Here is a 12,969-nt window from a genome sequence, read left to right as displayed (position 1 = left end):
CTCGGCTTTCTTGGGCAACAGATGGATTGCTCAGGGGGCTAGGGAGTTTCAGGCGGCTCCAGATAAACAGGGATCCGTTCCACAGCCGTATCGTTGCGCTGCACTTCCTGTTCCTGAACTTGAGGAAGGGTTACCGGCAAGGTCACTGGCTGGGCAACAAAACAACTGGCCACCGGCAGGGCTTGCTCCAGTTCGTCCAGAGGGCGGGGGATCACCGCCACCGCGTGCAGTTCCCCAATGCGCTCTGCTTCGTACATGCCGGCATCGATGGCAATGGCCACGTTGGCTACCGTACCGCGGATAATGGCCGTACATAGGCCATCCCCGATGGTTTCATAGGCCGCCAGTTGGACATCCGCCGTTTTGAGCATGACATCGGCAGCCCCCACCATCGCCGGGAAGCCGCGAGTTTCCAGCAGGCCCACGGCCAAGTTGCTGAGGCGGCTATAGCCGCGGTTTTGCGCCAGTTGAGACAGCTTGCTGCTGATCGGCAGTACCACTTCCAAGTTGGGCAGGGGGCGCGGGATCACCAAACTGGAGATCTCCTCTTGGTCAAACTGGCGGGCCAGCTCAATGCCCTCCTCAATGGCAATGCGCACATCGGCAATTCCCCCCCGCACAATGGCTGTGCAGTAGCCCCCCGAGGTTTTCTCAAAGCCGATCAGCGTCACGCCTGCCGACTTGGTCATGGCGTCAGCAATGCGCACAATGACCGGAAAGCTGCGCGTCTGAATCAGGCCCAGAGAGGTTGACATTGGCATCCTAACCACTCATGCCAGTTTAGCCATCAGAGCCGGCCATCCCCAGAGGAGAGCACCTGTCGATAGGGATAAATCTTGCCCAAGAGGCGATCCAATTCCGAATGGCCAGGGATCCCGTTGAGGTTGCGCGTTTTGGTCCTTGGGGAACCGGACTTTTCTTGGGTTTGCTCGGCAGCTTCCTGCCAGCGGCGGGTTTGCTTTTCAACATTGGCCACCGGAGAACTGGGCGGGGGGGCTGACTCAGGCAGCGTCTTTTGAGCCCCTTCCACTTCCGCCGGCGAGGGTTCTGCCGGGGTGAGCTTGCTGCCGTCCGCCTCCTGGAGATCGAAACCATAGGTGGGATCCCCGAGCAGCGAGCCGGGGGGAATAACCGCTTGGCTGAGCACCGAACAATTCAGCACCGTGGTTTCCGAGCCGATGCAGGCATTTTTGCCGATGGTGCCCTGCCCGATCACCAGCACCCCCATTCCCAAGGTTGCGCCCGCCTCCACGATGAGGGATCCCCCACAGGCGTGCAGGACGGATCCCATGCCAATACACACGCCGCGCTCGATGTAGATCCGACAGCCGGGGTTAGCCCGCAGCAGCACCCCTGCCCCAATCCCCACCCCAGCTTCCACCTGCACCTCACCACTGACAAAATAGCGAGTTTCGCCGTTTTGGCCGAGCAAGGTGCGGAGCGTCATGGAGTTGGGCAAAGTAGAGGCCAACAGGGTGCTCCTCATCGCTGGGGGGTTGGACTTGAACCAACAGAGGTCAAAAAAAGCTGGGATCCCTCAAGGGGTTTGGATGATCTGCTCCAGCACTCGCCGTTTGGCCTTGGGATCGATCCCCAGCAGGCGGACGTATTCGCCGCGATGTTCCTCCAGACAGGCTTCCAGAGCTGCCACCACTTGCGGCACTTGGGTGGCCTCGATGGGGCTACAGCTTTGCCAGGAAGACGTGCGAAAACGGCGCTTGTCCGCATGTTCGGTGCCGATGCGGTAGCCTTGGCTGAGCAACTGCTGCACCTGAGCCACCACCTCGGCGCTGAGGCGGGTGCCAGAAAGGGATCCCTTGGTCGCGGAAGCGGGAGCCACGGCAGCAGCAGCAGATTTTCCGCCAGGGGTTTGGATGATGCGCTCATAGACCCGCCGTTTGCCTTTGGGATCGATCCCCAGCAGGCGCACATATTCTCCCTGGTGCTCCGCCAGGGCAGCCGTCAGCTTGGCCAACACCTCTGGCCCGCGGGTGGCGCGAATGGCCGGCCCACTCTGCCAGGAAGAGGTTTTGAAGCGGCGCTCGTCGGCATATTCGTAGCCGATGCGATAGCCCTGAGCCAGCAGCCGATGCACCTCCTCCTGCACCTCCAGATCCAGGCCGGCACTGCCCCCTGCCGCAGGAGCCGTATCTGCCACCACGCCGGTTCCTGCAGGACTGCTGCTCACCTGGCCTTGCGGGGTTTGAATGACCTTCTCCAGCACCCGCCGTTTGCCTTTGGGATCGATCCCCAACAGGCGCACATATTCTCCTCTGTGCTCTGCTAGGGCAGCCTGAACAGCGGCCAGGATCTCCTGCGGCTGACCGCTCAAATTGCTCAAGGTCTGCCAAGAAGAGGTGCGGTAGCGGCGGGCATCAGCCACCTCCAGGCCAACGCGATACCCCTGCGCCAACAAAGTCCGGATCTCCTCCTCCAGCCCTGAGCCAGATCGAGAGCCGACCGCCCCAGAACCCGGAGCAGCGGCTGCCGAGACGCGGCTGGGCATCCCAGAGACCAGCGCCGGCCCATCGGGGGTTTGGATGATCTGCTCCAGCACCCGCCGTTTGGCCTTGGGATCGATCCCCAGTAGGCGCACATATTCTCCCTGGTGCTCCGCCAGGATGGCCCCCAGCGATCGCACCACCTCCGCCTCGTGGGTGCTGGCGATTGGGCTTTCGCTTTGCCAGGAAGAGGTTTTGAAGCGGCGAGCATCGGCATACTCTAGCCCCACGCGATAGCCTTGGGCCAGCAGGGCGCGAATTTGCTCCACCACCTCCGGCTTGAGAGGGGATCCGCCGCCGTTCCGGCCATTGCCGCGATGGGAGGAATGAGTCATGGGTGCCGTCTCCGTAGCCGTTGAGTGAGAGGTGCGCTGCAGTTCGTTGCGGATGGGAGCGATACAGACGAGGTTTTCGCTGCACTGGTAGCCCTCTCGCAGGGCTTGGTTGATGCCGATCACGTGTTGGGCAAACTTGGCATCGCTATCCTGGACGTCGGGCAGCCGGTCGGCCTCGGCCTGGGTGGTGATGATGGATCCAGAAGGCACGTACTTGCCTGGGGGGATCTCCACATCCTGGATTAGGCAATGCAACATGATGATGCAGCCATCCCCCACTCGCGCGTTGAACACGGTCGAGCGGAAGCCGATAAAGCAGTCGTTGCCCACGTAGGCCGGCCCATGGATTAGAGCCATGTGGGCGATGGAAGTATTTCTGCCGATCCAAACAGAGTAGGGCTGGCCGTCTTCTCCTATCACCCGCCCCTGTTCCAGACCGTGGATGACCACCCCATCCTGAATGTTGGATCTGGCGCCAATGTGGAAGGGGGATCCCTCGTCAGCGCGAATGGAAGTTCCCGGGGCGATCAGCACCTCCGCTTCCACCCGCACATCCCCAATGAGGTTGGAGAAAGAATGCACGTAGGCTGTGGGATCGATCTTGGGCTCCGCCAGTCGGCGAGACCAGGGCGTTGGCGGTGCAGCATAGGTGTGAGCAGGCATAACCGTGAGCCTCTAGAACGCAGTAGGGCGGACAAGGGCAGCAAGAGAGATGAGAAGGGAAGGGATCCCAGCTAGCGTTGATCGCGCTTGTTGTAGAGAGAGCGACCGCCAACGCTGACCGTATCGATAATCGCCATCACCACCGCATCCAGCGGGCGAGTCTGGTTTCCTTGCGGCTGGCGAGCGGCACTGCCTTGGCTGATCAGCACCCACTCGTCGTTGCCGGCCCCCACCGGATCGGCAGCCACAGCGTAATCGGGTTGCGGCTGGCCCTCGAGATCGACGTACTGCACCAACAAAAACTTCACGCCCGTCAAGCTGGGATCCTTTTGAGTGCTGGTGACGGTGCCCCGCACAATGGCAATACGCATCAGGGACGGGTGAAGGGACGGATGGCATTTACCCCTTCGCGGAACTGAGCCACATCCTCGGTGTAGCGAATGGGCAACACGTACTCCAGGTTCTCGTGGGGACGGGCGATAATGTGCCAAGACAACAACTGGCCGCCGTTCACCCGCTTCACCGAGTCAATGCCGGCAGCCACCGAGGCTTGCACCTCCGAGACATCCCCCCGCACGATCACGGTGACCCGACCGCTGCTGATTTTCTCGTAACCCACCAGGGTAACGCGGGCCGCCTTGACCATGGCGTCGGCAGCTTCTACCACTGCCGGGAAGCCCAGGGTTTCGATCATTCCAACTGCAATAGCCATAGGTACTCCTTACGCTGAAAGTGAAAGTGGGGTGCGAACTTTCTGGGGTGCGAACTTTACTGAAGTGGGGACTAGGTGCGGAACTGCTCTACCGCCTCGGTATAGCGGATGGGCAACACAAACTCCAGGTTCTCGTGGGGACGGGCAATGATGTGGTGGGAGAGAATCTCACCCCCGCTCACCCGCTTGGCAGACTCCAAACCGGCGGCTACCGAAGCTTGCACCTCCGAGACATCCCCCCGCACGATCACCGTGACCCGACCGCTGCCGATTTTTTCGTAACCCACCAGGGTAACGCGGGCTGCCTTGACCATGGCGTCGGCAGCTTCCACCACTGCCGGGAACCCGCGGGTCTCGATCATTCCAACTGCAATAGGCATATCAACTCTCCACTTCTGAACACTCAGTTCCTGAACGTTGTCGAACCCAGCAACAAGGCAAATTGATCTCGCTTATTGGGTTCGCTCATGCAATCTCCTTTCGATTTCATCAGAGAGATCCTCTGCCCAAATCTCGATTGACAGCTTTTCCCGGCGACACCTACCCCAGCCAACACGAACTTCCCTGAGGGGAGAAGGTCCTGCCCAGCCGCAGACCTCAGACTGAAGTCGGAAAAGGTTGTAGGAGCCATCAGGGTTAAGCGCAACTGTCACTCAGGCGGGCAAAGCTGCCAACTCTGAGCTAAGTCCACATCTTTCTTGTACAAAATCGATCATACAAAATTGACTAGGACAGCTCAGAGAAGGGATCCCCGACTTAACAAAATGATATCCCCACTCAATCCTGGACGAAAATCAATATTTTTAATTAGCACGATAGCTTTTTATTAAGAGAGGCAAAATTGTTATCAATTCAAAAATAATTCTTGACATCTTTTCAACTTTCACCGCTCATCGACTCCTGGATCATCGGCGCAGTGAGGGGGGCACTTCCAGGCCGTGGGCTTCCATGAGGTCGGCTTGGCCCATCAGGTGGGCCGGGGATCCCTGGGCCCAGATCCGCCCTTGATCCAACAGGATGACCTGATCGCACACCTCCAAGATCAGCTCCAGATCGTGGGAAGCCAGCAGAAAAGTGTGGGCGGCCTGTTGCAAAAAAACTATCAACCGGCGCCGGGCTCGCAAATCGAGGTTGGCCGTCGGCTCATCGTAGAGCACCAACTGGGGTTTCATCGCCAGGATCCCGGCAATGGCGACCATGCGCTTTTCCCCACCGGAGAGGTGATGGGGGGGACGATCAGCCAAGTGCAGGGTGCCGGTCAGGTGCAAGGCCGCTCGAACCGCAGCCGCAATCTCCCCCTCAGGACGGGCCAAATTGCGCAGTCCAAAGGCCACATCTTCGGCCACCGATGGGGCAAACAGTTGGTCGTTGGGATCCTGAAACACCAGCCCCACCTCGGGGCGAAACTGGCCGGGCCGCAGTGGCTGGCCAAACAAGCTCACCTGGCCGGAGCAGGGGGGCAACAGGCCGCAGAGGGTGAGGAACAGAGTGGTTTTGCCCGCGCCATTGGGGCCGATCACCCCCAGATGTTGCCCAACCTCGACCCGTAGATCCAGCCCTTGCAGCACCGGCGGATGACCGGGATAAGCTGTCCACAATTGGTTCACCTCCACCGCCGGCACCGGGTTCATAGCAAAGCTAGGGCATCCGCACGTCTTTCCAGCGCTCCTGGGTGGCCGTGGGGGTAAGTTGCAAGGTGGGCACACTGGGGCTGGTGAGGTCAATCTGGACGATGTCGTCGGGCGTACACTCGCAGTAGCGGCGCAGATCCCGCATTTGGTTGAGGGTCTGAATTTGCAAGGGCAAGCGGTCGGAAATCGGCCCCAGGTAGACGTTGCCCAGCTCAGTATGCAGGGTAATTCCCGCTCCAGATTGCCAATCCACTGCCCTGATCTGAATTTCAGACTGCTGTAAAGCCCTGAGCAACAGCGCCCATTGGTCTGGGGTGTGGTTCTCCCAGCCCAGCAGCTCCAGCTCAGGCCAAGACGCGGGGGAACGGTAGGGATCCGGAGACAGCCAGTTGCCTTGGACATCCACCCAGCCCATCTGGTCGCCCCATCGCGCGCGCGCTACAGGTTGCCGTTCCCGCACCTGGACGATGACACCCACCGGCAGCAGCCGTCGCTGCACCTGGACGCTTTCGATGGGAGAGGGGCGGGTCGGGGATCCCAGCAAAGCCCTTTCCAAAACAGCCGGTTGCACCTGCCAAATGTTGAGGGGATACTGCAGGGGCAATTGTGCCCGTATCCAGGCGGGATCGACCCGGTGGGCACCCTTTACCTGAATCTGTTCTGGCTGACGAATTTGCCAGTGGGGCTGCCGTAGGCCCAGCACCAGCAGCGTCAAGAGGGTCATCGAACCGGTCAGGCGCCAGGATCCCTGCCAAAACCGGCTGCGCCGTTGCCGACGCAAAAGCTGCCTACGCTGCAGGATTTGTTCACGGTTGGGAGCAGCCAGGAGTGCCATGGATCCCCCTTCACCCCATCACGGGGTATGCAGATGGGGAACATTCCGTGCTTCTACTCAACCCGCCATCTCCTGAACCTGATCCGCCCGCAGCCAAACCGTAGGGGTGGGAACAGCCCCAAACTTAATCTGCAGGTAGTCACCTTTGATATCCACGACTTCTCCGGGGGTCTCGAAAACGTAGTTGGGAATAAAAGGATCGCTTGCCTGCGCTTCTAAGCTACCCTCCAGTTTCTCGCGGATAGCCCGCACCAAGGTGCCTCGCTTAATCGCCATTGCTCCTCCTCAGTTCAGTCGCAGATTAGCCGGTTCGATAGCAGTTGTATCACGCCTGCCGCTGCTGCGAAGAGGAAAGCTGGGATCCAGCCTCTGGTTGGCTCTGACAGGGATCAACCTGAATTTGGCTTATTTGCGTTTTAGGCTGCGGGCCATATTGCGGAAGGTATCCATGTCCGATCCCCCTTGACGGCGTGGGCTTACTGCGCTGCTGCTTGAAGCGGAGGATCCCTGCTCAGCAGCAGTTTCAGGAGTTTTGGCTTGCTCTGTGGACAACTTAACTTTGCTGAGGGAAGAGACCTGCTCCACCACCTCCATCTTCTCCTTGCTGCCGAAATCCTGGAAGGTGTGCTTCACGATCCTGGGGGTGCGCATGTACTCAATGTTGCCAAGGGTTTTGGCTTCATCTGGGTCGAGAAAAAAAGTATTGTCTTTCCTCTCTTTCGTAGGGGTTGGTTTAGCAAAAGTTTCCGGTGAGGACGTGGCCGCAGCTTGACCACGCCAGCCGAACAAGCGCTTGAAGATGCCTACCATGGTCGTTTTGCCTGCAATGGGAAGGAAGTTGAGCCGGATCCCTAGGCACTGATATTGGCCACCCGCCCTTGGCAAGGTGAGGGCCAGGCCCGGTCATGAAATAATGTTAAGCCAACTTAGAGCACCCTGCCCTCCGGGGCAGAAGGGTTTCTGGATCCCGCACCTCAGAGGGAGAGAGTTTCAACCTCTGGCAAAGGGTTTGGCCGATGGCAATGTAACTCATCCCCAAAGCATCTCAGGATCAGGAAGTTCAGGGATCCCTGTAGCCGACTGCCATACAACCTTCTGGCCGAGAAATTGGCTTACGCTCGCTCCTCTCTTCTAGAGAGCCAGAGGAGTTTCCTCATACGCTAGATGCGTTGTCTTAGCTAGCAGTGGCTATATGGCTATACAGTGAAGTAAGAAGTCCAAAAACTCACTCCAGGCTCAGATAAGTAAAAACTGCAGTATGAAGCTGTGCCTCCAGATCGGCCTGGTAAGAAAACCTTACTGCTGCACTTTTGAGGTGTAGTGTACTTCAACCCTGAGGGGAGCGCCCAGGTTCAAGGCACTGCCGATGCAACGGGCCAGGATTTGAACGTTAAGCCGCTGATCCAGCGATTCTAAACTTGTTGCAAGCCGACTCTTGCTTGGACCAACTACGGGTGAACGCTGTACGCTCATCTTAACAGACTCCCTATTTTGGTGAGGGCTGAACAACCAACTGACTTTCAGGTGATGTTATTGAGGAATCTCAAAGGAATACCGACCAGCAGCATCCAAGAACCTGCTCTTTGAGATTAGGATGATTTGCCCTTCTTGTGCATCGACAACCCTACGGATTTGTTAGGCAAGACACTCTTGGACTTTAAGGGATCCCACGGAAAAGGAATCTCTACTTTGCGAAGTGCCCTTGGGTAGAGATGAGATCAACCCAGAAAACTTGCTCTCGGTCACCTGCGCACGCTCACCAACCGCCAAAACATCCTGCCCCAACTGGCCGGGGATCCAGCCGCATCGGATTGCCTGGCAACAGGGTTGCCGTAGGTTTCTGGAAGAGCTGTGCTGTTTGGCGGGTTCGGTCTGCCGCGGCTCCCTGTAAAGGATGGATGTTGCCGCCCCGCAGTTGGGCATTGCTCTATTCTGGGATGAGCCCTCTTATAATGAGCATTGGGAATTCAACTGTCCCTGCTGCCCATCCGCCTGGCTGGGTGCTCTTCGTAACCTGGAAAGGGGCAACCGAGCCGCAAAGTCTGGGATAACTGCTGTTACGTTTTGAGAGGAATCCATGTCTCTAGTTTTCAACCTGGTGAAGCGTTTGCAGCTCATCCTGCTCAGCCTTGTGGTTGGGGGGGTAGCTGTGGCGCTCTTGTCCAACCCTGCTGCTGCCGAAACCTACATCGTCAAAATGGGATCCGACAAAGCCCAGTTGGTCTACGATCCGCCTTCTCTCACCGTCAATCAAGGGGATACCGTCCAATGGGTGAACAACAAGGTCTATCCCCACAACGTCGTCTTTGACAAGGTGCCCGGTGGAGATGCGGCTTTGGCGGCCAAACTCTCCCACAAGGCGCTGCTTACAGCTCCCAAGCAGGTTGTGGAGTCAGCTTTTGTCGATGTTCCTCCAGGTGAGTACACCTACTACTGCACGCCCCACCGCGGGGCCGGAATGGTCGGCAAGATCATCGTGAACGGCTAAATCCGCACCCCAAGTGCTGAACTTCTAGGGATCCCACTTTTGGTTTTGCCTTGCTGGACAGGGATCCCTGCTCTTAGCATGAAAGGTAGCCCTCTCAGGAGTGGGAGGGCTTTTTGGCGAATGAATACGCATTCGACCGGCTTGCCCTGTACTGCGCAAGTGTAGTTCTCAAACGGGTTCTCTATGACCACCAGCGTTAAAGGTTACCTGCTCTTGGCCGTTTCCTGCCTCAGCGCCATTGCTGCTGTTGGCTCAATTTTCGAGCTGGCTTCCGGCGAGCCGGATTTTGGCGTCGGCACCACCAGTATCATCTTGGTTGTCGCTGCTCCATTGGCCGTTTGGCTGTTTCAGGCTGCGGTTGGAGCGGCACGAGCCGGCAATACTGCCGGGAAGGGAAGCAAAAAGAAAAAGTGAGAAGATGGTGAGAACCCTGAGCAAATGGATATGGGGTCAGCAGGTTTGCTTCAAGGAGACCTCAGACTCCCTCTCGATTTCAGTCAGTTGGTGAAACTCCGGCAAGAGCTCCCGGTTCTGCACAGTTCCAAGAGCTGATTCCAAGCCGGCGGTAGCTAGAGTACAACTGGAGCCAGAACCATTCAGTACGGTCTCGGTAACCTGTCCGTTTTTGTCGATCCGATATTCCACCTTGATGTATTCAGGCATCGGCACTCCGCTTGTTACCGAACAACAACGGGTTCTTCCCCATTCTAGTTCTTGCTTCCTTTTCCTGGGCTAGATCTGGCTGGGCTCTATGGCTTCTGCTCGTCCCCCCTTCCAGGCTGCCAAAAGGGATCCCGGGATCCGGTGAGACCTCGGCTTGGGTGTGGGGGCATTGGTGTGTGTGGTGCTGATCGGCACCCTCTGGTACCGCGGGGTGGAGCAGTGGCCGTGGGTGGAGGCTTTTTACATGACCATCATCACCCTGACCACTGTTGGCTTTATGGAGGTGGAGCCGCTGGGGGAGCGGGGGCGTTTGTTTACGGTGGCCTTGATCCTGATGGGGGTCTTGAGCATCGGCTTCATGGTGAATCGCTTTACAGAGGCCCTCATCCAGGGACATTTTCAGGAAGGGATCCGGCAACGGAAATGGAAGAAACAGATGGAAGCGCTGAACAACCACTACATCATTTGCGGTTTTGGGCGCATTGGGCGGCAGGTGGCTCAAGAGTTTCGAGCAGAAGGGGTGCCATTTTTGGTGATTGATCAGTCTGCCGAGGCCATTCAGGTGGCTCAAGAGCTGGGATACGTGGCCCTCCAGGGGGATAGTACTCTGGATGCCACTTTGCTGGAAGCGCGGGTGCAACAGGCGGAGGGACTGATTGCCGCCCTATCTTCCGATGCCGAGAACCTGTACGTGGTCTTGTCGGCCCGCACCCTGAACCCCCGCATTCGCACTATTGCCCGCGCCAATACGGAAGAGGCTTTGCAAAAACTGCAGCGAGCGGGCGTTGCCCATGCCATTTCTCCCTACATCACGGGCGGAAAACGCATGGCGGCGGCTGCCCTGCGTCCTCGGGTTGTGGACTTTGTGGATGGCATCCTTGCCGGTCGGGATCGCACTTTCTACCTGGAGGAGTACGAGCTGGCAGCCCAAGAATGTCCTTATGTCGGGCAAACCCTACGGAAAGCCGATTTGCGCAACCGATCCGGAGCTTTAGTGGTGGCAATCCGGCGGGCCGATGGCCAGTTGATCGGTGGCCCCAGCGGAGAAACCCTGTTGCAGCCGGGGGATCTGCTGTTGTGCATGGGCACCGCAGAGCAGTTGCGTCGGCTTGGACAGTTGCTCTATCCACGCCCGTAGCAGCCCGTTCTCCACCTGGGTAGCCTGGCTCAAATCCGCCTCAGAATACTGGGGCCATGAGAGTCGGTGCCACAGGTTTTCAAAAGTCCGTAGGTCTCGGCCAGCTCTTCGGCTTTCTCCGTCACTTCCGGGCTGGGGATCCAAATCTCCGGGTTTTTGTAGGCGTAGTAGACCTCAAGGCCATCTATTCCCAACTCCGCTGCTGCTGGGACAATTTCCTCTGCAGGCAGGCAATAGCGAAAGGGATGGGCCAACACCGCCAAGCCTCCTGCCGCTTGAATGGCCTGGATCACGTCGGCGGCGGGCAAGCCGGGAACCTGCTCCCCTTGGGCAAAGGGATCCAGGACACCATCGGTGGGATCGAAGCCGTAGCCGAGAATATGCACTTCACAGCCCAACAGGTTTGCGGTGATCTCGATCCCCGGCCACAGGATGGGGTCGTCGGGACGATCCAAGTGGGTGCGTGCTCGTTCGTAGCCCTTCAGGGTGTGGTGATCGGTGATGGCTAGGCCCTTGAGGCCGTGCCGGCGCGCCTGCTCCGCCAGATCCACGGGATCCATCTGCCCATCCGAACAACGAGTGTGTAGGTGAAAGTTGTACTGCAAGGGACAAGAACGAGGGCCAACCCCCTGTAGCACCTGCCGCAACTCCCCAGCAGAAGGCACCACGCAGGGATCCCGTTCCAAGCTGACAACCATAGCCACCCTTGGGTTCTGAAGTTTTATTAAGCATGTCCCCCCATTGTAGCCAGGGGCAAGGGTCAGTGCTATGGGTCAAAGACTAGTAAACTACCCGACCCTGACTGCTTCGCAGTACAGGGCGGGCTTTCGGTAGCCCTGCAGTTGGCAAGCCAACCACGAACCTCTAGGCTGGTTTACAGCAGCCCCCAAAAGCGCAATCACATTCGCACCATTCAAATCCGCATCCCCTTCCCATCCACAGTGTCCACACTTAAACTTCTTTCCACTGCGGTAGGATTGCGCAGGGTCGGGATGAATGTGCAAACACCGGTGGCAGGTCTGCGACGTGTAGGCAGGCGGTACCAGAATCAAGGCAACCCCTGCACGCAGAGCCTTGTACTCCAGAAAATGACGGAGTTGATAAAACGCCCAACCGTTGGCCCTGCGCCGTTCGGCTTTGCTCCGCGGCTGTTGATTGACTCTTTCCCGAATCCCTGTCAGGTCTTCCAGAGCGATAGCGCTGTTGGTAGCTTTTGCCCTAGAGACAATAGCTTTAGAGATGCGATGATTGACCCACGTTTGAAAGCGTCTCTCCTTGCCAGACAGCCGTTGCAGCAGTTGACGGCACCTGCGCCGCGAACTGCGTGTGCCCTTACTGGCTTTGCGTTGGAGTGCCGCCCTCAGCTTGGAGTAGTGGTCTCGGATTCGGTTCAACTGCTGTCCATTCCAGTTATCCCCTTCTGACGTATGAGCAATATCCGTCCTTCCCAAATCCACCCCGATCACCTTGTCGGTTTCTTGTTGCTTGGGTGGCTTTTCCTCTACGCAAATCTGGATGTAGTAGGAGCCGTCTTTCCGCTTGACCAGCGTGGCGGCTTTTGGGTTGGAGCCAGCCAGCATCCCACGCTGGTAGTTGCCAATGGCCAGTCCAAAGCGCTCTCGCCCTTCCACCGTGGTCAGCGACACCGTCCAGTCTTTCTCGCGGAACGAGAAGATACGAGCGTCGTAGGTAGCGAACCTACGCTTGAACTCTTTAACTGGACGGTTGCGCTGTCTCGCCACTTTGCGGGCGCCGGCCACCCGTCTGCAGACCTGTTGGGCCAAGTTGCTAGACAAGCCGAATCGGGCGCGAATCTCGTAGTAGCAAAGGGATTGCAGTTTGACCGCGTTGACGATCTTCTCCGGCGTGTTCTGGTTGACCCAGTTCAGTGCCTGCACAAAGACATCCATCGTCGCGTCCAATTTGGCGGCTTGTGACGGGAACGCCTTGAGCTTACAGGATATGGTCAGGACTTGGCTCATAAGTCCATTGTACTTCATCAA

Annotated in this window: 16 protein-coding genes; 3 read left to right on the top strand and 13 right to left on the bottom strand. The window is 58.1% G+C overall.

Annotation, left to right across the window (positions count from 1 at the left end; genetic code table 11):
- Positions 1–38 precede the first annotated feature (38 nt).
- The 10 genes from ACVWZ1_RS08875 to ACVWZ1_RS08830 all read right to left on the bottom strand — a co-directional run bounded on the left by ACVWZ1_RS08875 (position 39) and on the right by ACVWZ1_RS08830 (position 7,487).
- Positions 39–755: a carbon dioxide-concentrating mechanism protein CcmK gene (locus ACVWZ1_RS08875; protein WP_011433391.1), complete on the bottom strand. Its 717-nt coding sequence runs from the start codon at positions 753–755 to the stop codon at positions 39–41.
- 32 nt (positions 756–787) lie between these two features.
- Positions 788–1,471, bottom strand: coding sequence for a hypothetical protein (locus ACVWZ1_RS08870; RefSeq protein ID WP_457503166.1), 684 nt, complete (start codon positions 1,469–1,471; stop codon positions 788–790).
- A gap of 66 nt (positions 1,472–1,537) precedes the next feature.
- Entirely contained in the window at positions 1,538–3,499 is a 1,962-nt protein-coding gene (locus tag ACVWZ1_RS08865) for a ribulose bisphosphate carboxylase small subunit (RefSeq protein WP_457503165.1), read from the bottom strand.
- A gap of 71 nt (positions 3,500–3,570) precedes the next feature.
- Positions 3,571–3,870: a EutN/CcmL family microcompartment protein gene (locus ACVWZ1_RS08860; RefSeq protein ID WP_457503163.1), complete on the bottom strand. Its 300-nt coding sequence runs from the start codon at positions 3,868–3,870 to the stop codon at positions 3,571–3,573.
- Positions 3,870–4,211, bottom strand: coding sequence for a carbon dioxide-concentrating mechanism protein CcmK (locus tag ACVWZ1_RS08855; RefSeq protein WP_011433395.1), 342 nt, complete (start codon positions 4,209–4,211; stop codon positions 3,870–3,872). Before ACVWZ1_RS08855 ends, ACVWZ1_RS08860 begins: the two co-directional genes overlap by 1 nt.
- A gap of 71 nt (positions 4,212–4,282) precedes the next feature.
- On the bottom strand, positions 4,283–4,591 hold the full coding sequence (locus ACVWZ1_RS08850; protein ID WP_011430450.1) for a carbon dioxide-concentrating mechanism protein CcmK: 309 nt from the start codon (positions 4,589–4,591) through the stop codon (positions 4,283–4,285).
- Positions 4,592–5,116: 525 nt separating this feature from the next.
- Entirely contained in the window at positions 5,117–5,842 is a 726-nt protein-coding gene (locus tag ACVWZ1_RS08845) for an energy-coupling factor ABC transporter ATP-binding protein (RefSeq protein WP_457503162.1), read from the bottom strand.
- A 7-nt stretch (positions 5,843–5,849) separates the two neighbouring features.
- Positions 5,850–6,677, bottom strand: a complete 828-nt coding sequence (locus tag ACVWZ1_RS08840; RefSeq protein ID WP_457503160.1) for a cell division protein FtsQ/DivIB — start codon at positions 6,675–6,677, stop codon at positions 5,850–5,852.
- A 57-nt stretch (positions 6,678–6,734) separates the two neighbouring features.
- On the bottom strand, positions 6,735–6,953 hold the full coding sequence (ndhO, locus tag ACVWZ1_RS08835; protein ID WP_011433398.1) for an NAD(P)H-quinone oxidoreductase subunit O: 219 nt from the start codon (positions 6,951–6,953) through the stop codon (positions 6,735–6,737).
- A gap of 129 nt (positions 6,954–7,082) precedes the next feature.
- Complete coding sequence (locus ACVWZ1_RS08830) at positions 7,083–7,487, bottom strand: hypothetical protein (protein ID WP_457503159.1); 405 nt, start codon at positions 7,485–7,487, stop codon at positions 7,083–7,085.
- Positions 7,488–8,754: 1,267 nt separating this feature from the next.
- Between ACVWZ1_RS08830 and petE the strand changes: the two genes are divergently transcribed.
- Positions 8,755–9,165, top strand: a complete 411-nt coding sequence (gene petE, locus ACVWZ1_RS08825; RefSeq protein ID WP_457503157.1) for a plastocyanin — start codon at positions 8,755–8,757, stop codon at positions 9,163–9,165.
- 183 nt (positions 9,166–9,348) lie between these two features.
- A complete protein-coding gene (locus ACVWZ1_RS08820) occupies positions 9,349–9,579 on the top strand; it encodes a hypothetical protein (RefSeq protein ID WP_414380853.1) in 231 nt (76 codons plus the stop codon).
- A gap of 36 nt (positions 9,580–9,615) precedes the next feature.
- On the opposite strand, the gene ACVWZ1_RS08815 is transcribed toward ACVWZ1_RS08820, so the two are convergent.
- The gene (locus tag ACVWZ1_RS08815; RefSeq protein WP_414413734.1) at positions 9,616–9,828 is read right to left on the bottom strand and encodes a DUF2997 domain-containing protein; all 213 of its coding nucleotides are present in this window, start codon (positions 9,826–9,828) and stop codon (positions 9,616–9,618) included.
- 154 nt (positions 9,829–9,982) lie between these two features.
- Here ACVWZ1_RS08815 and ACVWZ1_RS08810 point away from each other — a divergent pair, with 154 nt between their 5' ends.
- The gene (locus ACVWZ1_RS08810) at positions 9,983–10,966 is read left to right on the top strand and encodes a potassium channel family protein (RefSeq protein ID WP_457503156.1); all 984 of its coding nucleotides are present in this window, start codon (positions 9,983–9,985) and stop codon (positions 10,964–10,966) included.
- A 29-nt stretch (positions 10,967–10,995) separates the two neighbouring features.
- Here the strand turns inward: ACVWZ1_RS08810 and ACVWZ1_RS08805 are convergent, their stop codons facing one another.
- Both ACVWZ1_RS08805 and ACVWZ1_RS08800 read right to left on the bottom strand, forming a co-directional pair.
- Positions 10,996–11,664, bottom strand: a complete 669-nt coding sequence (locus tag ACVWZ1_RS08805; RefSeq protein ID WP_457503154.1) for a PHP domain-containing protein — start codon at positions 11,662–11,664, stop codon at positions 10,996–10,998.
- 90 nt (positions 11,665–11,754) lie between these two features.
- Positions 11,755–12,948, bottom strand: coding sequence for an RNA-guided endonuclease InsQ/TnpB family protein (locus ACVWZ1_RS08800; protein ID WP_457503153.1), 1,194 nt, complete (start codon positions 12,946–12,948; stop codon positions 11,755–11,757).
- Positions 12,949–12,969: the final 21 nt, after the last annotated feature.

It is taken from the genome of Thermostichus sp. MS-CIW-25, assembly GCF_054060015.1.
Note: the sequence above shows the minus strand (reverse complement) of the source record. Positions and strands in the feature narration are given on the sequence as shown.